This window comes from Terribacillus aidingensis (assembly GCF_900215625.1).
Classification (GTDB): domain Bacteria; phylum Bacillota; class Bacilli; order Bacillales; family Amphibacillaceae; genus Terribacillus; species Terribacillus aidingensis.
In genome coordinates, this window is sequence record NZ_OBEK01000002.1 from 705,205 (window position 1) to 731,205 (window position 26,001).

General features: G+C 43.3%; 28 protein-coding genes. All 28 read right to left on the minus strand.

Features of this window, described 5'->3' with window-relative positions:
- Positions 1-6 precede the first annotated feature (6 nt).
- A complete protein-coding gene (locus CRO17_RS08840) occupies positions 7-615 on the minus strand; it encodes a hypothetical protein (RefSeq protein WP_097041352.1) in 609 nt (202 codons plus the stop codon).
- A 115-nt stretch (positions 616-730) separates the two neighbouring features.
- Positions 731-1,228 carry a peptidoglycan-binding domain-containing protein gene (locus CRO17_RS08845; RefSeq protein ID WP_097041353.1) on the minus strand — a complete coding sequence of 166 codons (498 nt, stop codon included), beginning with the start codon at positions 1,226-1,228 and terminating at the stop codon, positions 731-733.
- A gap of 247 nt (positions 1,229-1,475) precedes the next feature.
- Entirely contained in the window at positions 1,476-2,447 is a 972-nt protein-coding gene (locus CRO17_RS08850; RefSeq protein WP_245864733.1) for a tyrosine-type recombinase/integrase, read from the minus strand.
- A gap of 139 nt (positions 2,448-2,586) precedes the next feature.
- Positions 2,587-3,375, minus strand: a complete 789-nt coding sequence (gene spo0A / locus CRO17_RS08855; protein WP_097041355.1) for a sporulation transcription factor Spo0A — start codon at positions 3,373-3,375, stop codon at positions 2,587-2,589.
- A gap of 241 nt (positions 3,376-3,616) precedes the next feature.
- Positions 3,617-4,882, minus strand: a complete 1,266-nt coding sequence (spoIVB, locus tag CRO17_RS08860; RefSeq protein WP_097041357.1) for a SpoIVB peptidase — start codon at positions 4,880-4,882, stop codon at positions 3,617-3,619.
- Positions 4,883-5,037: 155 nt separating this feature from the next.
- On the minus strand, positions 5,038-6,762 hold the full coding sequence (gene recN / locus CRO17_RS08865; RefSeq protein WP_097041359.1) for a DNA repair protein RecN: 1,725 nt from the start codon (positions 6,760-6,762) through the stop codon (positions 5,038-5,040).
- A gap of 24 nt (positions 6,763-6,786) precedes the next feature.
- Entirely contained in the window at positions 6,787-7,236 is a 450-nt protein-coding gene (gene ahrC, locus CRO17_RS08870; protein ID WP_097041361.1) for a transcriptional regulator AhrC/ArgR, read from the minus strand.
- Complete coding sequence (locus tag CRO17_RS08875; RefSeq protein WP_097041363.1) at positions 7,229-8,089, minus strand: TlyA family RNA methyltransferase; 861 nt, start codon at positions 8,087-8,089, stop codon at positions 7,229-7,231. The genes ahrC and CRO17_RS08875 overlap by 8 nt, the downstream gene beginning before the upstream one ends.
- A gap of 4 nt (positions 8,090-8,093) precedes the next feature.
- Entirely contained in the window at positions 8,094-9,989 is a 1,896-nt protein-coding gene (gene dxs / locus CRO17_RS08880; RefSeq protein ID WP_097041985.1) for a 1-deoxy-D-xylulose-5-phosphate synthase, read from the minus strand.
- Between the two features lie 291 nt (positions 9,990-10,280).
- Positions 10,281-11,168, minus strand: coding sequence for a polyprenyl synthetase family protein (locus CRO17_RS08885; protein WP_245864735.1), 888 nt, complete (start codon positions 11,166-11,168; stop codon positions 10,281-10,283).
- Positions 11,169-11,402 (minus strand): exodeoxyribonuclease VII small subunit, encoded by a 234-nt coding sequence (locus CRO17_RS08890; protein WP_077308763.1) that lies wholly within the window; start codon positions 11,400-11,402, stop codon positions 11,169-11,171.
- The gene (gene xseA, locus CRO17_RS08895; protein WP_097041365.1) at positions 11,395-12,741 is read right to left on the minus strand and encodes an exodeoxyribonuclease VII large subunit; all 1,347 of its coding nucleotides are present in this window, start codon (positions 12,739-12,741) and stop codon (positions 11,395-11,397) included. Before xseA ends, CRO17_RS08890 begins: the two co-directional genes overlap by 8 nt.
- Before the next feature lie 11 nt (positions 12,742-12,752).
- On the minus strand, positions 12,753-13,613 hold the full coding sequence (gene folD / locus CRO17_RS08900) for a bifunctional methylenetetrahydrofolate dehydrogenase/methenyltetrahydrofolate cyclohydrolase FolD (protein ID WP_097041367.1): 861 nt from the start codon (positions 13,611-13,613) through the stop codon (positions 12,753-12,755).
- Positions 13,614-13,629: 16 nt separating this feature from the next.
- Positions 13,630-14,013: a transcription antitermination factor NusB gene (nusB, locus tag CRO17_RS08905; RefSeq protein WP_097041368.1), complete on the minus strand. Its 384-nt coding sequence runs from the start codon at positions 14,011-14,013 to the stop codon at positions 13,630-13,632.
- A 121-nt stretch (positions 14,014-14,134) separates the two neighbouring features.
- Positions 14,135-14,533 carry an Asp23/Gls24 family envelope stress response protein gene (locus CRO17_RS08910; protein WP_425444414.1) on the minus strand — a complete coding sequence of 133 codons (399 nt, stop codon included), beginning with the start codon at positions 14,531-14,533 and terminating at the stop codon, positions 14,135-14,137.
- 15 nt (positions 14,534-14,548) lie between these two features.
- A complete protein-coding gene (gene accC, locus CRO17_RS08915) occupies positions 14,549-15,898 on the minus strand; it encodes an acetyl-CoA carboxylase biotin carboxylase subunit (protein ID WP_097041370.1) in 1,350 nt (449 codons plus the stop codon).
- 14 nt (positions 15,899-15,912) lie between these two features.
- Positions 15,913-16,392, minus strand: coding sequence for an acetyl-CoA carboxylase biotin carboxyl carrier protein (gene accB, locus CRO17_RS08920; RefSeq protein WP_097041371.1), 480 nt, complete (start codon positions 16,390-16,392; stop codon positions 15,913-15,915).
- A 97-nt stretch (positions 16,393-16,489) separates the two neighbouring features.
- Complete coding sequence (locus tag CRO17_RS08925) at positions 16,490-18,316, minus strand: ABC transporter ATP-binding protein (RefSeq protein ID WP_097041373.1); 1,827 nt, start codon at positions 18,314-18,316, stop codon at positions 16,490-16,492.
- Positions 18,310-20,013 (minus strand): ABC transporter ATP-binding protein, encoded by a 1,704-nt coding sequence (locus tag CRO17_RS08930; RefSeq protein WP_097041375.1) that lies wholly within the window; start codon positions 20,011-20,013, stop codon positions 18,310-18,312. Before CRO17_RS08930 ends, CRO17_RS08925 begins: the two co-directional genes overlap by 7 nt.
- A gap of 217 nt (positions 20,014-20,230) precedes the next feature.
- Entirely contained in the window at positions 20,231-20,797 is a 567-nt protein-coding gene (locus CRO17_RS08935) for a SpoIIIAH-like family protein (protein WP_097041377.1), read from the minus strand.
- A 12-nt stretch (positions 20,798-20,809) separates the two neighbouring features.
- Positions 20,810-21,451 carry a stage III sporulation protein AG gene (gene spoIIIAG, locus CRO17_RS08940; protein ID WP_097041378.1) on the minus strand — a complete coding sequence of 214 codons (642 nt, stop codon included), beginning with the start codon at positions 21,449-21,451 and terminating at the stop codon, positions 20,810-20,812.
- Positions 21,448-22,068 (minus strand): stage III sporulation protein AF, encoded by a 621-nt coding sequence (gene spoIIIAF / locus CRO17_RS08945; RefSeq protein WP_097041380.1) that lies wholly within the window; start codon positions 22,066-22,068, stop codon positions 21,448-21,450. The genes spoIIIAG and spoIIIAF overlap by 4 nt, the downstream gene beginning before the upstream one ends.
- A gap of 11 nt (positions 22,069-22,079) precedes the next feature.
- Positions 22,080-23,255 (minus strand): stage III sporulation protein AE, encoded by a 1,176-nt coding sequence (gene spoIIIAE / locus CRO17_RS08950; RefSeq protein ID WP_245864737.1) that lies wholly within the window; start codon positions 23,253-23,255, stop codon positions 22,080-22,082.
- Positions 23,256-23,268: 13 nt separating this feature from the next.
- On the minus strand, positions 23,269-23,661 hold the full coding sequence (gene spoIIIAD / locus CRO17_RS08955; RefSeq protein WP_097041382.1) for a stage III sporulation protein AD: 393 nt from the start codon (positions 23,659-23,661) through the stop codon (positions 23,269-23,271).
- 10 nt (positions 23,662-23,671) lie between these two features.
- Positions 23,672-23,878 (minus strand): stage III sporulation protein AC, encoded by a 207-nt coding sequence (gene spoIIIAC, locus CRO17_RS08960; RefSeq protein WP_038561221.1) that lies wholly within the window; start codon positions 23,876-23,878, stop codon positions 23,672-23,674.
- Between the two features lie 22 nt (positions 23,879-23,900).
- Entirely contained in the window at positions 23,901-24,413 is a 513-nt protein-coding gene (spoIIIAB, locus tag CRO17_RS08965; protein WP_097041384.1) for a stage III sporulation protein SpoIIIAB, read from the minus strand.
- Complete coding sequence (gene spoIIIAA, locus CRO17_RS08970) at positions 24,410-25,324, minus strand: stage III sporulation protein AA (protein WP_097041386.1); 915 nt, start codon at positions 25,322-25,324, stop codon at positions 24,410-24,412. Before spoIIIAA ends, spoIIIAB begins: the two co-directional genes overlap by 4 nt.
- A 116-nt stretch (positions 25,325-25,440) precedes the next feature.
- Entirely contained in the window at positions 25,441-25,998 is a 558-nt protein-coding gene (gene efp, locus CRO17_RS08975) for an elongation factor P (protein WP_077308733.1), read from the minus strand.
- Between the last annotated feature and the right edge of the window lie 3 nt (positions 25,999-26,001).

The following is a 26,001-nucleotide window of genomic DNA, read 5'->3' on the forward strand; positions in this document are numbered from 1 at the left end:
TTTTCTTCAGTTAGAAAGCATTTGGGTAAGTGCTGGAATAAACGGAGAGAATATAGTCATGTGGCTAGCAATACTATTTATAAATTTTGTGTATGCAACTGTGAAGTTAGGACTATCTTGATTCGCTTCCATTTCGCTGATGTGCTGACGAAGTGATCGTTTTATTTCAGGGTCTTCAATATGCTGACTCACTTGTTCCCTTAACTTATCAAACAATTCATCAGGGCTGCTATTTACAATATTCAATGAGTTATCAGTTGAGTTATTATTTACTCGGCTGTTAGCGCCGTTTAAATTGTATACTATTTTGTTAGAGACTTGATTTTGTTGTCGTATTTCCCTAGAAGAAATTTTTTCTACTTCAACTTGATAATGAGCATCTAAATCAAAGGAGTCTGTAACAAAGCCTCTGTCAATTACTATGTAACTTTCTTTTAGTCCATTTTTTAATTCTCTAATTAAAGAATCCCCTTCTTCAATTGGTAATGAGATATCTTCAATAAATATATCGTTGGATTGTACGAGAGCTTCAATATCTTTAATTATTTCCCCGCTTTTCTTATTAAGCTTTACTCTCTCTGTTGGAAACGGTGCTATTGAAAATATACTACCCATGATACACCTCCCTAATTCATACTGATTATATATCATTACGTGTAAATAAGACAATAATTTACTTTTATAACAAAAAAAGAACCCCTAATCCTTAATTGGAATAGGGGTAGATTAATTACAAAGCTCTCATTTTGTTAACTTCATAAGATGCTTCAAAGAAGCGTTGGTTTATATCATTTAACTCGTTCCAAGAGCTTTCAATTCTTTTTATGTTTTGATCCTTCCATGTTTCCTTGCCTACAATTCCATCTACACAAAGTCCATGACGCTTCTGATACGCCATTACAGCTTTCTTTGTGTTATTCCCAAAAATGCCATCTGGATTTACACCGACAGCACGTTGCACACGCTGAACATCTTTGCCTCTAGAACCAACTTTAATGTAGTGTCCAGGATAAGGAACAATTGCAGAACCAGTAGCTTTAGGTTTAGCAGATGCTTTTCTTGGATTGCGACTAATGCCCACCTTATCATTAACCCACGTACTGGCCACAATTTTGCATAGCGCGCGTTTGAAATACCAGGATTCTGGCACACCATTTAGATAAAGCTTTAATTTGCAATTACCTGAGAAGATGTGAGTAGCTTTTCTTTCTAAATGTAGTATAACCATTGTTCCATATTGTTATTAAGGTCCTTCAGACTGTTGAATTGACTATACTATCGGAATTGTTCAAGGCTTCCCTGTAACATTTATTGTCTCTCCCTTTATTTAGAAAAGGGCGCACTTAAATAAGCCTACTACTTGCCAACTTTTTGAAAATGGTTATAGTAAAGGTACATAACTTAATGGCCTAGTACGCCACAGTCGAGCAGGGATTACCGTCCCATTTGCTCGGCTTTTTCTTTTGTTTTTTATCTTATATATTTAATTTGTTGATTGGTGAATGCTGTTGATATTTAAGACCAACTTCTTGTGTGTCAAAATCCAAGTATATTTGTTGAGTAACCAATGGACTTGCATGACCTAAAATTCTTGATAAAGTTGCTAGATCCCCACCATTAAGTAAGTAATACTTTGCAAAGTTATCTCTAAGCTGATGAGCTTGGACTTCCACACCAACTATTTTTGAATGTTTCCGAAATGCAGTCTCTATGTTCCGAATGTCCATCTTTGCTCCTCTTGTTGAAGGGAAATTATATTGGCTGCCGGTATAACGATCCCTATACTCTAACCACGAACTAAAATTCCTACCAGTTTTAGGAGAAAAGTAAACAATTCGTTCTTTGCCATTCTTTGTCTTTCTAAGTAGTAACGCATTACTCCTTATATCTACATCTGTTGGTGTTGTCTCCAACAACTCCCCTATTCTTGCACCCGTGTCCAATATCAGTCGCGCAATCATCCAATTCCTAAATTCATGAAACTTTGATACATCGAAAGAGCTGAAAAATAACTTTAATTCATTCTCTGGAATTAAACGCTTCATCTTCCTGACTGGCTTTATCTTTTTTACATCCACACATGGATTTTTCTTTATAACTTTGTTTGTGTAGAGGTAATTGAAGAAAGCATTGATATTGCGTTGATAATTGGCGATTGTTGTTTCACTCACTTTAATACCGTAATCATTTCTTTTATAAAGCTTATTAATTTTAGCTGTATCGTCATTTGATAACGCCCCATACTTCCCCCTTGAGCGAACGTAAGTAAAATACTCACTTACATGTTCCTTCTTAACCTTAGCTGGATCCCTCACGTCGTATATTTCTCTCAAGTATCTTTGAAATAAACGAAGTGTTTGATCGTAACTTCTCATTGTCGTCTGTGATAAACCTCTGCTGGTACACTCCATCATGTACCTGTCTAACTCAATCATAAAAATATCCACAACAAAAAACGCCTCCTAAATTGGTCACCCAATAAATAGAGACGTAAACACTTATACAAATATTAATTTATAGCTACATTAACCAAGTTTGTTGGTTTTTCTGTGTGAAAATTACTCAAATAATCGCATAAGACCGGGCTTAGGAAGCGCGATGTTCAAGCCGCAGACGGTCTGCTACCATTGCGATAAATTCGGAGTTAGTCGGTTTTGCTTTTGAAACACTGACAGTATATCCGAAAAGGGAGGAGATGGAATCCATGTTACCGCGGTTCCAGGCTACTTCAATTGCATGGCGAATTGCCCTTTCCACACGGGAAGCAGTTGTGTTATATGTTTTGGCGATATCCGGATACAACACTTTCGTAATGGATCCAAGCAGGTCGATATCGTTGTAGACCATCGTGATTGCCTCACGCAAATACATATAGCCTTTAATATGAGCAGGAACGCCGATTTCATGGATAATGTTCGTAATGCTTGCTTCCAAATTCGGTTTTTTGTGTTTTTTCTCTCTTGTAACACGAATTGGGTTAGAGGATTCGTAGCTGCTGCCATGTCCGCTGACTTGGCGAATTTGCGCTGCTAAGTTTTCCAAGTCGAACGGTTTAAGTATGAAGTAAGCAGCACCAAGGTCGACTGCTTTTTTCGTCACTTCTTCTTGACCGAAAGCTGTCAGCATAATCACATGCGGCATTGGAGCTGACGTTCTTTCTCTTAATGTGCGAAGAACTGCCAAACCATCGACATGCGGCATGATGATATCAAGTACGACAACATCCGGCTGGAGATCTTCCAGCATATCTAAACAATCTTTTCCATTATAAGCTGTACCAATTACCTCTATATCGGATTGGTCTTCAAAGTATTCCTCCATAAGCTGCACAAGTTCTCGATTGTCATCGACCAAAACTGCTTTTATCTTTTCCATTACCTGCTTCCTCCCTTAATATCCCTTATGATTCCACGTTACAGTTTCGACATATCAAGGTCAATTCCTGCCAAATTGAAAAAAACCTCGCTTTTATTTCCATTGCATGAAATTTCGCCCGCCATTCGACAGCATATGACGCGGAATCCTCCGAACAGATGTTTCTTGTCTTTTCATTATAACGTATGACTTGAAAAAGAAAAAGACACTCCCATTCGTTATCGAATAGGAAATGTCTTTTTTAGCTAGCTTTTTTATCTGATTTGTAAATATCGATGCCCGCTTCCTGCAGCATCCATTCGATGTGCACACCATAACCAGAGGTGGAGTCATTCACAAATACATGTGTTACAGCGCCAATTAATTTACCGTCTTGAATGATCGGACTTCCGCTCATTCCCTGAACGATGCCGCCTGTCTTAGCCAGCAGCCTTTTATCTGTCACTTTAATGATCATTCCTTTAGTTGCTGGATGGTCCTGTGGTACACTGTTGACAATTTCTACATCAAATTCCTCAATCTTTTCTCCTTCTAACACAGTCCGGATAACTGCCGGCCCTTTCTTCACTTCATCGCTTAGTGCGATTGGCAATGCTTTTGTTTCTTCCGTTTGACGCATATCGCTTTCTAATTTGCCAAAAATACCAAAGGGACTGTTTTTCGTGATGGTTCCAATATGATTGCGATTCATGCTGAATTCGGCGAGCTTCTCGCCTGGTTGACCATTGTTTCCTTTTTGAATACTTGTCACATTCGAGCGGACGATGGTGCCATCATGAATTTCAATTGGCTTTTGTGTATCCATATCCGAAATGACATGCCCTAACGCTCCATAGTTTTTCGATACTGGATCATAAAACGTCATCGTACCGATACCAGCTGCTGAATCTCGGATGTAAAGACCCATTCGATATTGCTTGTCTTTTGCATCCAGTGCTGGACTCAACTTTGTTGTCATGGTTTCGCTGCCGCGTTTGACTTTGATACGCACAGACTTACCATCTTTTCCTGCTTGCTCAATCAGCGGTGCAACTTCTTCCATTTTTCGTATTTCTTGATCATTAATCTCCAACAGTACATCACCCGTGTGAATAGCTGCTTCTTCTCCTGGCGATACGGTCGCATCAGGTGTACGAACTTGATGATGTCCGACAACAAGAACACCTAATGTGTGAAGCTTTACGCCAACAGAATGGCCGCCTGGGACAATGCGAAGGTCGGGAAGTACATCAACGGAGACTTTTTTGATTGGTATGCTTCCTACCGTGTAAATTAGTTCCTGCTTGTCAGCTGATTGCCCGCGAAAAGCATCTTGATCGATTGCTTTAACAGCTTGGCCATCCCCAAATGCAGGAAGTGCATCAGCTGGATCGTTATTTGAAAACAACGTCATTGTGTTTGGTATGCTCAAAAATGACTGTACTGGCGCTGTCAACGGTGCTACCACTAATACTGCCAGCAGACAGAGACCAATGGCGATGCGTAAAGCTGATATCTTTTTCTTCATTTTCTCATCTCCTAGAAGTCCAACCCCACAGCAGTTCATACTTTATATGTACTTCTAGTTTGAGTTTCACAAGCGCTTTTTAAACCCAGAAAACATGAGAAATAGCGGCTATCTTTTCCTATGTAAAAGCAAAATCCTGCCCTTTTTGGGCAGGATTAGGAATGTTTGAACTGATCGGCTAGCGTAATCAGTTCTTTTGCATGTTCTTTTGTTTTTTCTGTCAGTACCGTTCCTGTCATCATTCTGCTGATTTCCTCAACAGCCGCATCCTGCACGAGTTCTGTAACAGATGTATGCGTACTATTATTTTCTACATGCTTTTCAATCAGCAAGTGAGAATCAGCCATAGAAGCCACTTGCGGCAAATGTGTAATACAAAGCACTTGAGAACCAACAGAAATGCCGTATATCTTCTCCCCAATTGCTTGTGCGACCCTGCCGCTTACACCTGTGTCTACTTCGTCAAAAATAACACTTGTTACACCTTGGTGGCGTGAGAAGATTCGTTTTAATGCAAGCATGATTCGTGATAACTCTCCGCCTGAGGCGACTTTGTGCAGCTCTTTAAGAGGCTCACCAGGGTTGGTGGATATATGAAAGACAATCGAATCAAAACCATCTGCTGTCAACTGAACAGGCTTTCCGTCAATCTCAGGATCACCGGCAGAGCCCGACTTCATCTTTACATCTACATGGAAACGCGCTTTTTCGAGATACAAATCCTTTAGCTCTTCATGAATTGCTTCTGTTAATTGCGAAGCTGCTTGCACGCGTAAGTCATGCAGCTGTTTTGCTTCAAGCAAGGCATCCTCACTCATCTCGGTAATTTGATGCTCCAGCTGATGCACATGGGAATCACGATTTTGAATTTGATCAATTTCCTCTTCAATACGAGATGCGTACTCTAAAATTTCTTCAACAGAGGATCCGTATTTCTTCTTCAATCGATTAATTTCATTCAATCGCATTTCAATCTCGTTCAATCGCTCCGGATCGTAAGACAAACTGTCGAGCTGACTGCTCAGCTGAAAAGTTAAATCCTCGAGCATATAATACTGCTCACTCACAGATTGATGATGCTTTTGAATCTCTTCATCATAGGCACTTGCTGATTCTAAGCTTGCTAAAGCGTGTCCTACCCAATCTAATCCCTTTTGTTCACCGTACAGCGCATTATATGCATCATGAAGTGATTGATAAATGCGTTCGTAATTCATCAGCTTGGTCCGCTCTTCGGTCAGCTGATCATCTTCACCAGGCTGAAGCGCAGCCTCCTTCAATTCATTGTATTGAAACTGAAGCAAGTCTTGACGCTGTGCTATTTCCTGTTCGTTGGTGTTCCATTCTTTAAAACGTTTCTTCAATTTTTGAAGTTCTTTGAATTGAAGCGAATATGCTTCCTTCGCCTTGCCAATTGCCTCAGCGTTGTATAAGTCAAGCAATTCGATATGTCTGTCAGCGTCCATCAGTGACTGCGTTTCATGCTGTGTATGAATATCAATCAATGATTTTCCAAACTCACGCAAAATTGCCAAGGTCACAAGCTTGCCATTTACACGACAAATACTTTTTCCGCTCGCAGTCATGGTTCTTTCCAGCACAATCATCCCATCGTCAATGTCGACACCGAATTGGGCGCCTACAGCGTAAATGGGATGGTTTTCGGAATCAATAATAAAAAGACCTTCGAGTTCGGCTTTTTTCTGGCCATGACGGATAAATTCAACGGAACCTCTGCCGCCGCTTAACAGCTGAACGGCATCAATGACAATAGACTTACCTGCTCCTGTTTCCCCAGTCAGCACCGTAAGTCCTTCCTTGAAATGGATTCGGATGTGGTCAATAATCGCAAAATCCTTAATGGAAAGCTCTGTAAGCATTGTATCCCCTCATTTCACTTCCAATTACAACATAGCCAGCAGTTTATCTTTTACAAATTCCGTATCATCTTCCGTTCGACAGATAATTAAAATTGTATCATCGCCGCTGATTGTGCCAAGAATCTCTTCCCAATCAAGATTATCCAATAATACAGCAAGCGCGTTACCGTTGCCAGGAAGCGTTTTTAACACGATAAAATGACTCGTCGTATCAATACTGACAAACGCGTCCATAATAAGGCGTTTTAATTTCTCCAGCGGATTAAAGCGATTGTCAGCTGGGAGACTGTATTTATAGGCTCCCTCAAATGTTGGCACCTTCACGAGGTGCAGTTCTTTAATATCTCGAGAAACGGTAGCTTGCGTTACATTGAATCCTAAATCTTTTAATTGATCAACTAGATCATCTTGTGTTTCAATATCATAATTTGTAATTAATTCACGAATTTTAATATGCCGTTGAATTTTACTCATTGTCTTCCTCCATCGTTTCTTCAGATGCGCCCTTTCTTGCGGACAATTGCTGATGCGCATCATCGACGACTGCTTTGATTGCATGTGAGTCAGGATAATGACTGGCAGCATCCTCATTATGCCAAGCCAAGTGGGCAAGGAATTCGATATTCCCGTCTCCTCCAGTTATCGGTGAAAAGGTAAGATCTTTATACTGGAATCCGAGCGATTCACAGAATTTCAATGTATCTTCCAATACGTCCAAATGAACATTGCGATCCCGTACAATTCCTTTTCGGCCTACTTGGTCGCGTCCTGCTTCAAATTGCGGTTTGATTAGCGCAACAATATCACTTGCAGGAGCAAGAATTTCTTTTAAAGCAGGCAAAATTAAGCGCAACGAAATAAATGATACATCTATCGAAGCAAAATTCGGGAGCCCTTCAGTCAGCATGTCAGGTGTCACATAACGAAAGTTCGTCCGTTCCATAACCACAACTCGCGGATCATTTCGGAGTTTCCAATCAAGCTGGTTGTAGCCGACATCAATTGCATAACTGCGCTTTGCACCTCGCTGCAAAGCACAATCAGTAAACCCGCCTGTCGAAGATCCGATGTCAACCATAGTCCGGTCTTCCACATTAATACTGAAATAATCTAATGCTTTCTCAAGCTTCAGTCCGCCTCGGCCAACGTAAGGAATAACTTTGCCCTTAACAGTCAGCTCCGCCGTATCGTCCACTTTCACGCCAGGTTTATCTAGACGAACTTGACCGGAATAAACGAGTCCGGCCATAATCGTTCGTTTTGCTTTTTCTCTTGTTTCAATAAGTCCTCTCTCGACGAGAAGTACATCCAATCTCACTTTTGCCATTCACTCAAGCCCTTTGCTGTTCATTCAATCGTATCATTTGACGCACTTTGTCCGTTACGCCTTCTTTAGTCAGACCAATTTCCGCCATTTGCTCTGGCACGCTGCCATGCTCTACAAAATAGTCCGGTACTCCCATTCTTCTCACAGAAGCGGTATTATAACCGTTTTCTTCTGCAAATTCCATGACACCGCTGCCGAATCCGCCTTTTAAGACAGCTTCTTCAATCGTTAAAACTGGTAAGCCAGATGCGAAAATCTCATGCAGCATAGCTACGTCCATCGGTTTAATAAACCGCGCATTCACTACACGTACAGAGATATTATCTTCAGCTAGTGATGCACTCGCTTCCTGTGCAAGCGGAATAGTTGTTCCGAAAGTTAGAATAACTGCATCTGTTCCTTCTTGCAGCACTTCCCAGCTTCCAATTGGCAAACTATGTGTTTCTTCGTCCATCTCGACACCAAGACCATTGCCTCTAGGGTAACGCAAAGCAATCGGTCCATCTTCATGACTTAGTGCGGTATGCACCATATGCTGCGCTTCATTTTCGTCTTTCGGCATCATAATTGTAAAGTTCGGCATTGCGCGAAGGAAGGAAATATCATATACACCCTGATGCGTTTCCCCATCTGCTCCTACAAAGCCAGCTCTGTCAATCCCAACAAATACATTAAGATTTTGTCTGGCAATATCATGCAGCAGCTGGTCATATGCCCGCTGCAGGAAGGTGGAATAAATGGCAAGGAAAGGTTTAACTCCTTGAGTAGCCATACCAGCTGCCATCGTTGTGGCGTGCTGCTCCGCAATTCCGACATCAAATAAACGTTCCGGCATTTCACGCTTAAAATTGTCCAGTTTCGATCCGAGGATCATTGCTGGTGTGATGACGGCAATCCGCTTGTCTTTTCGCGCTTTTTCCAATACAGCATCGCTAATGATTTTACTCCACGCCGGAGCTGCGCCGCTGCTTTTTATTTTCTCGCCAGATTCAATTTTGTAAGGACCTACACCATGCCAATTGTCAGTTGTGTCCAATTCAGCTGGCTGGTACCCTTTTCCTTTTTGGGTTACAACATGAATAATTTTCGGACCGTTCGTTTTTTTTGCGTAGTTAATTGTTTCTTCTAAGTCGCGCAAATCATGCCCGTCGACCGGTCCGAAATAAGTAAAGCCGAGTTCCTCAAAGAACATGCCAGGAACCATAAAGTATTTCATGCTGTCCTTCATTCGTTCTGCTGCAGTTGCGAGTTTGCCTCCAACCGCAGGAATGCGCTTCAGCAATGTCTCCATTTCGTCTTTTGCTCGATTATATTTACCTGCACTGCGCATTCTTCCAAGTACATGATGCAGCGCACCAACATTATTCGCAATCGACATTTCATTGTCGTTTAAGATAACGGTGATATTCTTTTTCTCATCGCCGATATTGTTTAACGCTTCCAGTGCCATACCACCTGTCAAGGCGCCGTCTCCAATAACCGGTACCACTTCATAACTTTCGTTCATCATGTCTCGAGCGACAGCCATTCCCATTGCAGCAGAAAGCGAAGTGGAGCTGTGACCAGTTTCCCAAACATCGTGTTCGCTCTCAATTCGTTTTGGAAAACCGCACATTCCTTTATATTGGCGAAGCGTATCAAAGTCAGCCGTTCTGCCTGTCAAAATCTTATGGATATATGCTTGATGTCCTACATCCCAAATAAATTTATCTTGCGGGCTGTTGTATGCTTTATGCAATGCGAGCGTAAGTTCCACTACCCCAAGGTTCGCTCCGAGATGGCCTCCTGTAATTGACAGCTTTTCAATCAGGAACTTCCGGATAGAAGCTGCAAGGTCCTTAAGCTCTTCATTCGACATTTCCTTTAAAAACGCCGGATTTTTAATTGCTGTTAAATCCATATTACCTTCCCCTTTTGTCACCGGCCAGATCAGCCCTGACAGCATAGTATAAATAGGTGCATTTCTCTCGCCGGATGAAGAAATCATTCCTGTAGGTCTATACCCTGTTTCTATCTTCCCTACTTCATTTTCAGACAATTTCTGCACTTTTTGCCGTACGGGAGCTTATCAAAAAGAAGCCGCTAGCACATGTGTGATAACGGCGTTTTCTATGTTCGTTCGTATCAGTTTTGTCCTATATTCCTAGTAGAAATATATCACAGTATGCTAGTGGCTTACAATCAATAACAGTCAGCTCGTCCTTTTGCTGAGGTAAACAGTCAGCTCCTGCAGTCTGGACGCCTCAATGTTTGCTTCCAGCAGGCATTGATGTGCAAGCTCAACGTATTTGTTCATCTGTGTCTTCGCTCCATCCAGTCCAAGCAATTTTGGATAAGTGCTTTTGTTGTTTCCTTCATCACTGCCGACAGGCTTGCCGATAACAGCAGCATCGCCTGTCACATCCAAAATATCATCTTGCACTTGGAATATTAGGCCGATGTACTTGCCGAACTTTTTCATTAGCTCCAATGTTTCGTCTCCAGCGCCAGCACAATAAGCTCCGGCAACAATCGCATATGTTAATAACTTTCCCGTTTTCAGATTATGTATTTGCTCTAATTCCTGCAATGTGCTTTCTTTATCCTCTGCTTCCATGTCAAGTGACTGACCAGCAATCATGCCGGCAGAACCAGCGGCTTCCGACAAATAAGTCATAAGGTAAACCTTCTCTTCAGGCTGCAATTCCTTTGCTTGACCAATAACAGAGAAACTTCTTGTAAGCAATGCATCACCTGCAAGAATGGCTGTCGCTTCACCGAATTTTTTATGATTGGTCGGCTGCCCGCGACGGTAATCATCATTATCCATTGCCGGCAAATCATCGTGAATTAACGAATAAGTGTGCACCATTTCTAAAGCAGCAGCAACAGGAAGCGCCTTTTCGCCTTGGCCGCCAAAAGATTCATATGCTGCCTGCATTAAAATCGGACGCAGACGTTTGCCGCCAGCACGCATGCTGTAAAGTACAGACTCCGAAAGCGACGGCGGAAGCATAGCGTCCTTTTCGAGTAATTCCAGGACATAGCTATTCACACGCTGCTGTTCTGATGTTAGGTAATCCTGCAACGATTCAACCACTTATTCTTCCTCCTGTACCGTGAAAGGCTCCGTTTCGCCGCTGTTGTTCACAATTTCGACCATCTGCTTTTCTACTTGCTCTAGCTTATCACCGCAAATTTTGGATAATTTCATGCCTTCCTGGTAGAAACCGATTGCTTGCTCAAGCGGCACATCTCCCTGCTCCAGCTTGCCTACAATTTCCTCCAGTTGTTCCATTGCTTCTTCAAAGCTCTGTTTTTTCTCCTCAGCCATTTGTATCCTCCTTTACATCCTTGACGATACAATCTATCGTGCCATCAGCAAGATGGATTTGCACATCATCGCCTGTCGTAACCTGCGCTACACTTTTTAAAATCGTATCCTGCTTATAGGAAATACTATACCCGCGTTTCATTGTCTCAAGCGGATTTAGTAAAGAAAGCTTATTTAGCTGATGAACAAACTTCTGCTGTTTACGCTCATGCTGTTTTCCCATTGCTTGACGCAGTCGATGCTCAAGAGCATCCAGCTGCTGTCTGTACCGTTCAGCCTGTCTGCCAGGATGAACGAGACTGAGTCGATTTGCCAAAGTGGTAAAACGCTGCTTCCCAGCAGTTACTGCTGCCATTCCAGATCTGCTTAAGCGATCAGACAGCTTGTCCAGTTCGATTTCCTTCTGTCTGAGCATTTGTTCTGGATAACGGAAAGCATACGATGCCTTTAGTTTAGCCAGCCTGTTTGCTTCCTGTCTGTATGATTGCCGCACAACATACTGCATTCTGTTTCTCAGCTGCGTTAAACGATGCAGCAGCTCTTCACGAGCCGGCACTGCCATTTCAGCTGCACCAGTCGGTGTAGCTGCCCGAACATCGGCGACAAAATCACTAATAGTAAAATCTGTCTCATGCCCTACGGCTGAAATGACTGGAATGCTGACTTTATGTATGGCACGTGCTACGCTTTCTTCATTAAAGCTCCATAGTTCTTCAATCGAACCGCCGCCTCTGCCTATAATCAGAACATCGAAGTTATGGTTTTCCGCGTAAGATAGGGCTTGTACAAGAGAAGGCGCCGAACGCTCCCCTTGTACAGCTACTGGCAGCACCGTCACTTTTACTATCGGATAGCGCCGTCTGATCGTAGTTAAAATATCTCGGACCGCCGCACCTGTTGGAGAAGTAATAACCCCAATGTGCTCCGGATAAGCTGGCAGCGGCTTTTTATGTACAGCAGAAAACAAGCCTTCCTTATCAAGCTTTTCTTTCAGCTGCTCATATGCTTGATACAATGCTCCTACTCCATCAGGTTCCATATGCTGAATATACAGCTGATATTGTCCTTGCGGTTCATACAGCCCTATCTCAGCACGAATCAATACGGTCATACCGTTTTCTGGAGTAAATTTAAGTCCTTTATTTTGGCCAGCAAACATAACAGACTGAATTCGAGCTCCATCGTCTTTTAAAGTCATATACATATGCCCGCGACTGTGATGCTTAAAGTTAGATATCTCAGCACGCAGCCAAATGTCCTTTAAATGCTTGTCCGTTTCCAGCTTCCGCTTCATATAGCGGGTTAGCGCAGTTACGGTCAAATAACGGTCGTCACTCATACTTTGGCTCCTTATACGACTGCTGCTGCTTGGCGTCTAGCCGCTTTAATTGTATTAAGCATCAGCATAGTAATCGTCATAGGACCTACACCGCCAGGAACAGGTGTGATAATAGAAGCAACTTCCTTGGTATTTTCAAAGTCGACATCTCCTGTCAGCTTTCCTGCTGCATTACGGTTAACGCCTACATCAATAACGATAGCGCCTTCCCTGATATCTTCCGCTTTAATCATATGCTCACGGCCGACAGCGACAATAAGAATGTCTGCCTGCTTGGTAAAATGTCTAAGATCAGGTGTTCGAGAGTGCGTATGAATCACAGTTGCATGTTCATTCAGCAGCAGCTGGCCAATTGGCTTGCCGACAATATTGCTGCGCCCAACGATGACAGCTGTTTTGCCGGCAATTTCGACATCCTTCGATTTTAGCATCTGTATGATACCATACGGCGTACAAGGATAGTATGTATCTTCTCCCAGCATCATCTTTCCAACATTCGCAGGATGAAAACCATCCACATCTTTTTCAGGATCAATGCTGTTAATAACTGCTTGCTCGTCAATATGTGCAGGAAGCGGCAGCTGGACAAGGATACCATTCACCTTCGCATCAAGATTTAAACGCTGAATCAGATCCAATAGCTCCGTCTGCGTCGTTGAGCTGGGCAGCTCAATTAAATCAGAACTAATACCGATCTCTGCTGATGCTTTCTCTTTTCCTCTTACGTAAGATCTGGAGGCAGGATCGTCTCCAACTAAAACTACGGTTAAATGAGGCAGAATATCTTGTTCTCTTAGTGCTGCCGCGTCTTGTTTCAATTCTCTCCGAATCGTTGCTGCAAGTTCTTTTCCATAGATCAATTCTGCTGTCATTATGTATCCGCTCCCTTTAGCTTTTAATGATTCTGGATAATACACCATTAACGAATTTTCCGGACTTTTCATCGCCGAATAAATTCGTAACTTCGATTGCTTCATTAATGACGACACCTTGCGGGACATCTTCATGATGCATTAGCTCATACACCGCAATTCGCAAAGATGTCTTTTCGACACTGGCAAGCCGATCGAAAGACCAATTCTGCAAATGTTCGCTGATTTTCGTGTCGATTTCTGTTTGATGCTTCATTACACCATTAATTAAATTTGTCAGGAAAGCATCCTTTAACGGCTCTCCCATCACATTTTCCACTGCCTCATCCGGCTGAATATCATTCATGTCCATTTGAAAAAGGACTTGAAAGGCAGTTTCACGTGCCATACGTCGTTTCATAATCTATCTCCTTTTAACTCATCTCATCAAATCATAACATGACACATATCTTAAAATCTATCCTTGAACAAAAGAAAAGACCTAAGCATAGCCAGCTAAGGTCTTTCCCAGCGATTTCAGTCTATTCGACAGTGTCCGCCTTTTGTTCAAGTTGTATACCTACAATATGGACGTTGATCTCTTTCGTCGCAAGCGATGTCATTGTCTCCAATGCTTGTCGGATATGCTGCTGGATTTTTTTGGCGACTTCCGGCATTTTGCTGTCAGCACTAACGGCAACATAGACGTCTATCAGCACGCCTTGTTCTGTGAGTTCAACTTTAATTCCTTTGCCATGTGTCTTTCGGCCGAGCTTCTCTGCCACACCAGTGGCAAATCCTCCGCGCATGGAACTGACACCCTTCACTTCACTCGCCGCAATACTTGCAATCACCTCGACAACTGCAGGTGAAAGCATGACATTTCCGAGCTGACCCTTATGTCCGATTGATACGAAGGAATGCTCTTGCAAAGATCTCACATCCTTTAGGTTTTATTATTCTATAATTGTATAGTTCTCAAGGAAATTCGTGTTGAAGTCGCCCTCGACGAAAACAGGATGCTCCATCATACGAGAGTGGAATGGAATAGTGGTATGTACACCTTCCACCACAAACTCGCCTAACGCACGTTTCATACGCGCGACGGCTTCTTCTCTTGTTTTTCCGTAAGTAATCAGTTTTGCTACCATACTGTCATAGAATGGCGGGATAGAGTATCCAGGATACGCTGCACCATCTACACGAACGCCGAAACCGCCTGGTGCAAGATAAAGATCGATTTTACCTGGTGAAGGCATGAAATTCTTGAAAGGATTCTCTGCATTTATACGGCATTCAATTGCCCAGCCCTCAAACGTAATATCTTCTTGCGCATAGCGAAGTGGTTCGTTATTTGCAATATGAATTTGTTCCTTGATCAAATCCACTCCTGTTACAAGCTCTGTAACTGGGTGCTCTACTTGTATACGTGTATTCATTTCCATGAAGTAGAATGTACGCTCTTTACGATCAAAGATGAATTCAATCGTACCTGCTCCAGAGTAATCCACGGCAAGGGCAGCTTTCACAGCAGCTTCCCCCATTTTCGCGCGAATATCTTCTGTTACTGCAGGAGACGGTGATTCTTCAATCAGCTTCTGCATACGGCGCTGAATTGTACAGTCACGCTCACCTAAATGAATCGCATTCCCGTGGTTATCAGCAAGCACTTGAATCTCTACATGGCGGAAATCTTCTATGTACTTCTCCAAGTAGACTCCAGGATTACCAAAAGCTGTAGCAGCTTCTTGCTGTGTAACACTTATCCCTTTTACCAGTTCTTCTTCAGTACGAGCAATGCGGATACCTTTACCGCCGCCGCCTGCTGTTGCTTTAATGATAACAGGATAGCCGATCTCTTCAGCAACTTGTTTGCCTTCTTCAGCATCTTCTACTATACCATTTGATCCTGGCACAATCGGCACGCCCGCCGCACGCATTGTTTCACGCGCCACGTCTTTCGTCCCCATCTTGTTAATAGCATATGCACTTGGACCAACGAATGTAATATTACATTCCGCACAAAGCTCAGCGAAATCTGGATTCTCTGCTAAGAAGCCATAACCGGGATGGATGGCATCTACGCCAGTCAATGTCGCCACGCTGATGATATTGGAAAAGTTTAAGTAACTGTCTTTACTAGGTGCTGGCCCTACACAAAATGCTTCATCCGCCAGCTGTACATGTAATGCTTCTTTATCTGCCTCCGAGAAGATTGCCACGGTCTCAATGCCCATTTCCTTGCAGGCACGAATGATTCGAACAGCAATTTCTCCACGGTTAGCAATCAGTAGTTTCTTAATCAAAACAAGTCAACCCCTTAGTTAGCCTTCACTCTGAACAGAGGTTGTCCATACTCAACAAGCTCTCCATTCTCTACTAGTACTTCAACGATCTCACCTGTTACATCCGCTGTGATTTCATTGAATAGTTTCATTGCTTCTACGATACAAACAACCGTATCTTTTTCCACTCGGTCACCGACTTTAATAAAGTCCTCAGAGTCAGGATTTGGTTTGCTGTAGAATGTTCCTACCATCAAAGATGTGATTTCGGAATCGTAATTTTTTGCTGCTTCCGGTGCCGGAGCTGGTACTGCTGGCTGCTCTTGCTGTGCTGGCGCAGCTGGAGCCTGCGGCGCGTTCATTACTTGCTGCGGCGCTTGCTGTGTTACCTGCACAACTTCTTCTTTCAGTTTGCGAAGGGAGACCTTTTCCCCTTCTGTTTCATAATCGAATTCATCTATGGAAGATTGGTCAATTAACGTAATAAGTTCTTTTAGTTCTTCTAATTTAAGCATTTTGGCACTCCTTTACAATAGTCCTTCAGATAAGTCTGCAAGTTAATCACTAACATATTTTACGCAAACGTCTAAAAAAGCGCAACACCTAACGCTTTTAGCCGGAGGAAATAGGGTGATTCTTTTGATTCTGGAGAGCAGCGTAAAAACCTTTTTCCTTCAGCAGCTGCGCGTGATTTCCGCGTTCTTTAATCTTACCATCTTTGAGTACAAAAATTGTATCAGCCTGTTCAATTGTATTAAGACGATGGGCGACAACAATACTTGTCCGTCCCTTCATCAAGGTCCTCATCGCTTGCTGAATTCGTAACTCGGTAATCGTATCAATACTGGATGTCGCTTCGTCCAGCAATAGTATATCCGGGTCTCTGAGCAGCGCTTTGGCAATGGAAAGCAGCTGACGCTGTCCTTGGCTGAGACCGCCGCCATCCTGCCCTATCAGTGTTTGATAACCATCCGGGAGCCGGGAGATAAATCGATGGGCATTTGCCTGCTCAGCAGCCTGGATTACTTCTTCGTCTGTTGCTTCTAATTTGCCATAGCGGATATTTTCCATAATTGTTCCCTTAAACAAGAAATCCTGCTGCAGCACCACGCCAATATGATGACGGTAGCTGTTTAAATCAATAGTCGATAACACTTTTCCATCGATTATTACTTGGCCGTTATCCGGCTGATAGAAACCTGCTATCAAATTCATAATTGTCGTTTTTCCGGAACCAGTGGGACCGACAAAAGCAGCCATTTCTCCTGGTCGAATAGTAAAACTGACATCTTCTAATGCCGGTTCGCCTTCATAGGCAAATGTAACATGATCAAAGCTGATATTTCCTCGCAGCTTGGTTATTGTTTGTTTCGACATGTCCTGATGTTCTTCCTGCTCATCCAAGATACCGAATACGCGCTCCGCACCAGCAAGTGCTGAAAACAGCGAATTGAATTGGTTAGCAAGCTCATTTAACGGACGAGTGAACTGTCTGGAATATTCCAGAAAAATGACTATCGTTCCAACTGTTATGCCCACTTGGCCGTATCCAACCAGAAGTGCACCAATACCGGCAATAACGGCAAAGCTGATGTTATTCAGCATGTTCATCCATTTTGGTATAAAGCCAGAAAATGTCTGCGCCCAAAAACCGGCCTGCTGGAGGTTTTCGGTTTTCTGCTTAAAACTGTCAATCATCTGCCGTTCCTGTGCATATGCCTTTATAACTGCCTGTCCGGATAAGCTTTCTTCCGCAAATCCATTCACGCTGCTGACTGCCTGCTGCTGCGCGCGGAAAGCGTGCCGCGTTCTGTTTGTAATCCACCTGATTCCGACAAACATAATTGGCACTACTAATAATGTCACAATCGTTAAAATCGGGCTGAGAACGAGCATAACGGATAGAATACCAACAAATGTAATCACACTGGACACAATCTGCACCATCGAGGTATTGAGTGTTGTGGATATATTATCAACATCATTGGTCATTCGACTCATTAATTCGCCATGCTGCCTTTTATCAAAGAAAGCCAGTTTCAGCTTCTGCAAATGTATGAATAAATCTTTTCGGATTGAGAAAACGGCTGTCTGGGATATGGTAATCATCCAATAACCTTGCAGGAAAGTCATCACTGCCACTGCTGTGTAAATGACAAGCAGCCACCCTAATTGCTGCAAAAGATAACGAATCGTATAATCTCCGCTGACAAACTGATCGATAATATGGCCAAGAATAACCGGGCCAACTAATGTCAGCACAGAGGTCAAAAGAATCATACAAAGTGTAGCAATAAGCAGCTTTTTTTCTATCAGCATATAACGCCATATTCGAAACAGCGTTTCTTTTGGATTCTCTACCTTCGCTCTTTGTTTTTGTTTACTTTCGGTATAAGTTGGTCGTTTATACCGAAACGCAGCTAAAATATTTTTCACGATTTCGCCTCCCTTTGCTGCTGAGAAGCATGAATTGCACGAAACAGCGCAGATTGTTCCATCAATTCATCTGCTGTTCCGAATGCGGTCTTTTTGCCATCCTCCACGAGCAAAATACGGTCACACTGCATCGCTGTGCTTAGTTTTTGCGTGACAAGCACTGTTGTACAATTATACTGCTTTAGTGACTGGAGTAATTTGCGCTCCGTTTCCAGATCAAGTGCACTTGTGCTGTCATCCAGCAGCAACAGCGACGGCTGCAAGACAAGTGCTCTGGCAATTGTCAATCGCTGTTTCTGCCCGCCAGATAGATTGATGCCATTCTGACCCAGCCTCGTATCCAGCTTGTCTGGCAGTTTTTCAATCGTTTCATAAAGCTGCGCATTTTTGGCAGCAGAAATAATTGCTTCATCGCTGGCAGTTTCAATACCCCACGTAATATTCTCCCGGATAGTCCCGGAAAAGAGCTGTACATCCTGTGATACAAAGCCGATTTGCTGGCGCAGACTTCTCATATCCTCACTTCGTACCGGCTTTCCATCTGCCAGTACCTGACCTTGATCTGGTTCATACAACCCAATGAGCAAATGCAAAAGTGTCGACTTTCCAGAGCCGGTTTCTCCGAGTATGGCAATACGCTCACCCGCACAGATATGGAGTGTAAAATCATCGATAATCGGCTGTTTCCCATTCGGGTACGTGTATGTTACTTGATCAAGTGCTATTTCGCCGCGGAAAGGCGGCTTTTCAGTAATGTTTTCTTCTTGCGACTGCAGTGTCAGAACTTCACTAATACGGGAAGTCGATGCCTTTGCTCTCGCATAAAACGTAATCAGCATCCCGACGACACTTAGAGCACCAGTAATTCGTGTTGCATAGTTCACAACAGCGACAATATCCCCAACATCTGTCTGCTGGCGAATACCGCCAATATATAAAATAGCAAGAATGGCTATATTCATGACCAATGTCAGCAGCGGTACGGACAACTGCGTATAACGAAAAGCCCGAAGCATGTTCTGCCGCAGCTGATTACTGGCAGCTTCAAAACGTTTTTGCTCATGCTCTTCCCGTACAAAAATCCGAATAAGCCGCAGCCCTGCTAAGTTTTCACGCATCACGTGATTGACCTGGTCTACGCCTCGCTGGACAATACCAAAATAGCGAATACTTTTTTTCATAATAAAGCGGAGAAAAACGAGCAGAGTTGGAATCGCAATCAGTAAAATGAGCGCAATGCGAGCATTCACAACCAAAGCCATAATGGTTCCGCCAACAATCAGAAATGGAGCTCTGATCATAAATCGGAAGAACATGACCAGTGTCAGCTGTATTTGATTAACATCATTCGTCAGTCTCGTCAAAAGTGTACTTGTACCAAAGCGCTGTGTTTCCTGCAGCTCCGCTTGCTGCACTTTTTTATACATCTCATCGCGCAAGTTTTTGCCAAAGCTTTGACCCAGGTGATCGGCCAGAAATATATTTACAATGCCTGCTCCAAAGCCGATTATAGCTATTGCTACCATCCCCAAACCAAGCTCGATGACAAGCTGATTATCTCCAGCAGTAATCCCGTCATCAATAAGCAATTGCAGTAAAAACGGCTGCAAGAGCTCAACAGACAGCTCGATGAGAATAAAGAACAACGATATACTAATAAGAAGCCAATAAGGTCTAAGATAACTAAAAACTGTCTTCACTGCTTTCCTTCTCCCTGCTTATGTATAACCTGCTGCTATTCATAGCCTAGCATACCACCACTTTAAACAAAATCGTACTAAACAGACTCTTGAGTGAGATATGCTCCTAAGGCGGAAATACAACCAAAAAACCCGAACTTATGCAGATTCTAGTAAAGAATCACATAGCGTTCGGGTCTTCTGCAGCTGAAACTAATTCAGCCCAGCCTTTTCCTGCTTACTTTTGCGGGATATACTTTACGTCCACTTGCGCGCCGTTAAATTCATCTGCAGCCATTTGCATGATGCTGTTAGCTTCCTGTGCGGAAAGTTTGTCAGCCTTTACTGTGATTTGCACGTGATCTTCTTGTGCACGAACTAAAACTTCCTCAAATCCTTTTTCAGCTATGATTGACTCTTCCAAAATCGATTCTTTTGATGCGAATTGTTCCATCAGCTCAATCTGGCTGACTGCTTCATTCTTTTCTTCTGTACTAGTAGAGGAGCTGGCTACGATTTCTTCGAGTCTGGTTTTCGCTTCACTTCGCTGATCCATTGTTTCCATTCGGATGCTGGCAAATAGTTCATCCACATTGGCAGGCTCTGTTGTTACATCTGCTTCGCTCTTTTCACCTGTATCAGGTTTTTCCTCTGAATCACCTGAAGTGGTGCTTGTCCCATTTTCTTCTGTACTGTCATTGATAAAAGCAAGCTCATCCCCGTTTGGTGAAGTCATGTAATAAACACTCAATACGATTAGCAAACTCAGCATTGTCAATAGCCACACTGTTTGTTTTTTCAACATCCCAATTCCCCCTTAATTTTTCGGCATTACCGAAATTCGATGTGTTGGTACATCCAGCACGCGCGATACTGCCTCGATTACCCATTCTTGTACAGTCGATTGCTCAGCGCCTTTCGCGACAACAAGCACACCTCTTACTTCAGGTTTTCTTGTTTCTACGAGCAGCGGCACCTCTTGGTCTCCTTGTCTGACGAGGACAACTTGCTGCTCTTCATTTTCATCCTCAACTACACGCTCTCCGCCATTCTGATCGGTTTCTTCAGAAGTCTGCTGACCAATAATTAAATTCTTTTCGTACACTTTCTTATGGGTGCTGTTCAAGTTCACCATCACTTCCACTTCGGAAACCCCTTTTATTTTTTCCAGTAAACCGACTAAATCTTGCTCGTAAGCAGCCTCCAAGTCAGATGCGGAACCAGAAGATTTTTTTTCTTTCTTGGCAAACGTTTCTTCTGACTCAGCTGGTGCTGCTGGTGTTTGCTGCTGGGCTGCTGGTCCAGTCTGGCTCTTCTGTTCGGTGAATAATCCGCTAACTAACAGAAGCAATGCACCAAGAAGTGCAACAATTACGAGATAGCCAAGTTTGGTCGGTTTCTTATTCTGGGAATCCTTCAGTTTCCATTGATCAGATAGCTTGTCTAGTAGTTTTTTCATCCTGTCCCCCCTTTTTGGGTGACCTCAAGCGGCAGATTCTCAAGCTCCCAGAGTTCAGATAAATAAGATTTCAGTCTTTCCATATCCTCTGTTTGTTTGTCATCCTCAATCGGGCTGGAACTGTCGATGACGACGTCACGAATGTCCCCCTCTGGCATCTCCTGACCGGAATCCTGCACCGTTACTGTGATAGATTCAATTGCTTCAGCCGTTTCTTCATTCTCCCCCTCCTTAAAGGCAACTGCGATGTCTGTAATTTGCATTTGGAATTTTTCTTGCAGTGTTTGATTTGCTTGGTCCTTTAATTGGACAGCCATCTGTTCTTCAATATATGCACGCTGTGCAGAATCTATTTCACTTTTCTTTTCTTCAATCGAATTTTCTAAGGAAGGCGCCTCTGTTAATGCAGCAAACCCAGACATCGCCTCTTGCACAGCCTTCGTAGAATCCACCTGGAAGATAGCGAAAACAGGCTTCATGAAGATTAGGAGCAAAATAAGCCCCATTACTAGCTTTGTGTACTTTCGTATATCGGTATCTGGCATAATCATGTCCAGCACAATTGCAAGGAGGATGAACAGGATGATCTGCATCACCCAGGATTGTAAAGCTTCCAAGTGACCAGCTCCTATCTCAGCATTAATGTGACATTGCTTGAAGCAACGATGATGACAATCGCGATGAAAAACATAAAAGCAACGACGAGCAGGCAAGCGAAAATGTAAAGAATAAATTTACTCATCACCTGCATTGATTTGATAATTGGCCCGTCACCGAGCGGCTGCAGCAAAGCGGCCGCAATCTTATAAATCAATGCAATGGCGAGTATTTTAATAGCCGGAAATAATGCGATAGCCAAGACTATCAACACACCAACGATGCCAATCGCATTCTTTAAAAGCAGCGACGCACTAAGTACCGTATCTGTTGCGTCTGTGAACATCCGGCCAATGACAGGAATAAAATTCCCTGTCACAAATTTAGCAGTCTTCATGGCAACGCCGTCCTGAACAGCTGTTACCGCTCCTTGCACGGAGATGACGCCAAGAAAGACGGAGAAAAAGATGCCCAGCAGCCAAAGCGCAATGTTCTTCAGTAAATCAGCCAGCTGGGTAACTGGGTATTCTTTGTTAATGGTACTCACTAGATGTAAGAGTGCGCTCATGAGGAACAGCGGAATGACGACTTTGGCAATCAACAGACCGCTTGCGTGGATGAGAAAAACAATGATGGGATGAAAAAAGGCCACAGCTGTTAAGCTGCCAAAGGATGCCATTAATCCGAGCAGCAATGGGATAAGCGCAAGCATAAAGTCGCTCATTCCATTGATTGCTTCCATGGCGTAATTTACCGATAAACGGAAGCTATTCAGTAAAAGCGTCAGCAAGACCATGCTCACAATCAGATACGCGACCTTACTGATAGATCCTTTATTAAAAGCTGTTTGTATGGTTTGCAGGATACTGCTGAACAAAGAAAGCAGAATTAAAGTGCCTAACAGTTTACCATTGAGCAGTAATTCATATAAAAGGTATTCGAAAAGCCCTTTCAGCCAAGATTCAATGGACAAGTCTCCCTGGTTCCGGATGAATTCGAGCAATGACCCTTTTTCCAATTCCGGAATATAATCGCCATACTTATCTGACAGCATCTCCCAGTAACCAGTCAGCTCCTCTGTTGGAAGGTTTTCAAATGCGGTAATGGCAGCCTGTTCCTCTTCCGGCTGATTCGTTTGGGCAACAACGGAAGCCGGAAAAAAAAATAAGGTCAGCATAACGAAAAAGACTACCAAGCAGCGTTTCAACGTATCCAGCTCCTTATCCGCCCGGCATAAAATGCAGGATCGTCTCAATGACTGCTGTCAGAATCGGTATGGCCACCGTAATAATAATAATTTTTCCGGCAAGCTCTATTTTGGCAGCAATCGCCGACAATCCGGCATCTCGTATTAAATGTGCTCCGAATTCCGTGATGTAGGCAATGCCGATTATTTTTAATATTGTTTTGATATAAAGACCTTCCACATTTGCCCGTTCGCCCAGCTGTTCAATTAACAGCAGAATGCCGGTAATCTTTTGCAGGACGAACAAGAAAATAATGATTCCCGTAACTACGACGACAAAGAAAGCAATTGATGAATTTTGTTCTTTGACAATAAGCGCAAGCAAGCTTGCGACAATGCCGATGGATACGACTATAATAATATCCATTCCGATCGCCTCATCCCTGGAATAAGAACACCGACTTGATTTGCTGGAATAGTTCTGATAATTTACCTAATACGATGAGCAGAACCAGGATAAATCCCATCAGAGTCGTGAATTGCGCAATTTCTTCCTTCCCCATTTGCTTTAGCACCGTATGGATGATGGCAACGATCATACCAATACCGGCTATTTGAAATAAAATCATTGCTTCTCCGAGCATAACGGCCATATCCTCCTCTTGTTCAGATAAGCAGCAGCACAATCAGCAGTCCTGTCAGGAAGCCAAGATTTCGCACCATCTTTCCATAACGCTGGTTCACTTCCTCTGATTCAAGCAGCTCCCGTTCCAAATGTGTTTTTGCCAGCTGGATATGTTTTTGCTGCTGCTCAAAATCATGCTGCCCTAATGTCTGTCCGAATTGCAGCCAGATGTCTTTTTCAGCAGGTTTCAATGCCGTGTTATTGATCCAGCTTTCTGTTGTCTCTTCCCAGCAGTCATAGAGCCTGGCGGGATGCAGCTGCAAATTGTCAGCAAGCAGCCGAAAAAAAGTTCCTATAGGGTTCGGAAGCTGACCGGACAATTTATCGCTTGCTTCAATGATACTCGTCTGGCTATAAAGTATTTCTGCTTCAAGTACTTGCAAACTGCTAACCAGCTGACGTATTTGTTTTGGCCGCTGCTGCAGCTTCCTGGATAATTCAAAACCAGTCCACGTGGCAGCAACTAATATTAATAGCGCACCGATTACTTTCATCTGCCTGCACCTTCCAATTCTGCTGTGCGTAAAATTGCTTGTACGACACCAGGAGTCCGATCTTTTTTTAAAATAACGATTCTTTCGAAAACTCCTTGCTCAAATAATGGCCGCAGCGAAGGCCGGCTTCGAATTGCTTCCAAGCTATCACCATGTACACTGCAGACGATTTTCACACCAGCATTCAGCGCCTCCAGTAAAGCTTGTACATCTCGTTCACTGCCAATTTCGTCTGCTATAATAACATCCGGTGACATGGAGCGAATAAGCATCATCAACCCTACTGCTTTCGGACAAGCATCCATAATGTCCGTTCTTTTGCCTAAATCATGCTGCGGGACGCCATTGATACTGCCTCCTATTTCGGAGCGCTCATCTACGACAGCTGTCTTCAAAGCAGGGTAATGCTGCCAGCCGGTGGATAATGAACGCACGATATCCCGAAGAATTGTCGTTTTACCGGATTTCGGCGGTCCGATGAGAAGGGTATGACGGCAATTGCCTGCTGTATCGTAAAGCGCTGGCATGATTGTTCTGGCCGCCCCTGGTTTCGCTTTGGCGATTCGAATATTAAAAGAAGAGATATGCTTTAAAGCCTTTACCGTACCTCTTTCGGTATTCACTTGCCCGCTCAGTCCAATTCGGTGACCGCCTGCAATGGTGATGTACCCTTCTCGCAGTTCATTTTCTAATGCATATAAAGAAAAGTCGCTCAATTGGTTCAGCAAATATCGTGCATCTGCCGCATCCATAATCGGCGCTTCTACCCACTCGGTCTTATCGTCGAAGCATAACTCAAGCTGCTGACCAGTTCGGCATCGTATCTCTTGCAGCGTTTCCCAGCGACTCCCAATTCTTTCCGACAGCACGGATTGAATAGGCGGCCGAAACAGTTTCTGGATTTCTTTCATTGCTGCTCACCTCAGCTTTGATTGGACAAGTTGCCCATACTGTAATGTATGTGCTGCATAGCTGTTTATGCACAAAAAAAGCCTCTTCCTTTGGGTGGGAAGAGGCTTGCTCGCTATTATCCGCGAGATACATATTTACCGTCAGATGTGTTAATAATCAGTACATCACCTTCGTTAACGAAGAATGGTACTTGAACACTTAAACCAGTTTCAACGATGGCTGGTTTTGTACCGCCGCTTGCTGTATCACCTTTGATACCTGGCTCTGTTTCTACAACTTTCAACTCTACGTTATTCGGAAGGTCAACACCAAGTGTTTCGCCGCCGAATGTCATGACGCTGATCTCCATGTTCTCTTTCAAGAACTTCAATTCATACTCGATTTGAGCTGTTTGAAGCTCCAGCTGATCAAATGTTTCTGTATCCATGAAGGTATGTGTATCTCCAGAAGAATAGAGATACTGCATATTCTTATGTTCGATATGAGCACGAGATACTTTCTCTCCGGCACGGAAAGTTTTTTCTTGAATGTTACCATTACGCAAGTTACGCAATTTGGAACGTACGAAAGCTGCACCTTTACCAGGTTTTACGTGCTGGAATTCGAGTACCTGCCAAAGACCGTTATCTACTTCGATAGTAAGGCCCGTACGAAAATCGTTTACTGAAATCATTGT

What these genes read in the sequence shown, in the direction of transcription:
- spoIIIAG (WP_097041378.1), bottom strand. Translation starts at nt 21,451, where the DNA reads ATGAAAAAACTACTAGACAAGCTATCTGATCAATGGAAACTGAAGGAT.
- spoIIIAD (WP_097041382.1), bottom strand. Translation starts at nt 23,661, where the DNA reads ATGGATATTATTATAGTCGTATCCATCGGCATTGTCGCAAGCTTGCTT.
- xseA (WP_097041365.1), bottom strand. Translation starts at nt 12,741, where the DNA reads ATGAGTGACGACCGTTATTTGACCGTAACTGCGCTAACCCGCTATATG.
- CRO17_RS08935 (WP_097041377.1), bottom strand. Translation starts at nt 20,797, where the DNA reads ATGTTGAAAAAACAAACAGTGTGGCTATTGACAATGCTGAGTTTGCTA.
- spoIIIAA (WP_097041386.1), bottom strand. Translation starts at nt 25,324, where the DNA reads ATGAAAGAAATCCAGAAACTGTTTCGGCCGCCTATTCAATCCGTGCTG.
- spoIIIAB (WP_097041384.1), bottom strand. Translation starts at nt 24,413, where the DNA reads ATGAAAGTAATCGGTGCGCTATTAATATTAGTTGCTGCCACGTGGACT.
- accB (WP_097041371.1), bottom strand. Translation starts at nt 16,392, where the DNA reads ATGCTTAAATTAGAAGAACTAAAAGAACTTATTACGTTAATTGACCAA.
- CRO17_RS08890 (WP_077308763.1), bottom strand. Translation starts at nt 11,402, where the DNA reads ATGGCTGAGGAGAAAAAACAGAGCTTTGAAGAAGCAATGGAACAACTG.
- dxs (WP_097041985.1), bottom strand. Translation starts at nt 9,989, where the DNA reads ATGGATTTAACAGCAATTAAAAATCCGGCGTTTTTAAAGGAAATGTCG.
- spoIVB (WP_097041357.1), bottom strand. Translation starts at nt 4,882, where the DNA reads ATGAAGAAAAAGATATCAGCTTTACGCATCGCCATTGGTCTCTGTCTG.
- nusB (WP_097041368.1), bottom strand. Translation starts at nt 14,013, where the DNA reads ATGAAACGACGTATGGCACGTGAAACTGCCTTTCAAGTCCTTTTTCAA.
- ahrC (WP_097041361.1), bottom strand. Translation starts at nt 7,236, where the DNA reads ATGAGTAAAATTCAACGGCATATTAAAATTCGTGAATTAATTACAAAT.
- folD (WP_097041367.1), bottom strand. Translation starts at nt 13,613, where the DNA reads ATGACAGCAGAATTGATCTATGGAAAAGAACTTGCAGCAACGATTCGG.
- spo0A (WP_097041355.1), bottom strand. Translation starts at nt 3,375, where the DNA reads ATGGAAAAGATAAAAGCAGTTTTGGTCGATGACAATCGAGAACTTGTG.
- efp (WP_077308733.1), bottom strand. Translation starts at nt 25,998, where the DNA reads ATGATTTCAGTAAACGATTTTCGTACGGGCCTTACTATCGAAGTAGAT.
- CRO17_RS08840 (WP_097041352.1), bottom strand. Translation starts at nt 615, where the DNA reads ATGGGTAGTATATTTTCAATAGCACCGTTTCCAACAGAGAGAGTAAAG.
- CRO17_RS08875 (WP_097041363.1), bottom strand. Translation starts at nt 8,089, where the DNA reads ATGGCAAAAGTGAGATTGGATGTACTTCTCGTCGAGAGAGGACTTATT.
- spoIIIAC (WP_038561221.1), bottom strand. Translation starts at nt 23,878, where the DNA reads ATGCTCGGAGAAGCAATGATTTTATTTCAAATAGCCGGTATTGGTATG.
- recN (WP_097041359.1), bottom strand. Translation starts at nt 6,762, where the DNA reads ATGCTTACAGAGCTTTCCATTAAGGATTTTGCGATTATTGACCACATC.
- CRO17_RS08845 (WP_097041353.1), bottom strand. Translation starts at nt 1,228, where the DNA reads ATGGTTATACTACATTTAGAAAGAAAAGCTACTCACATCTTCTCAGGT.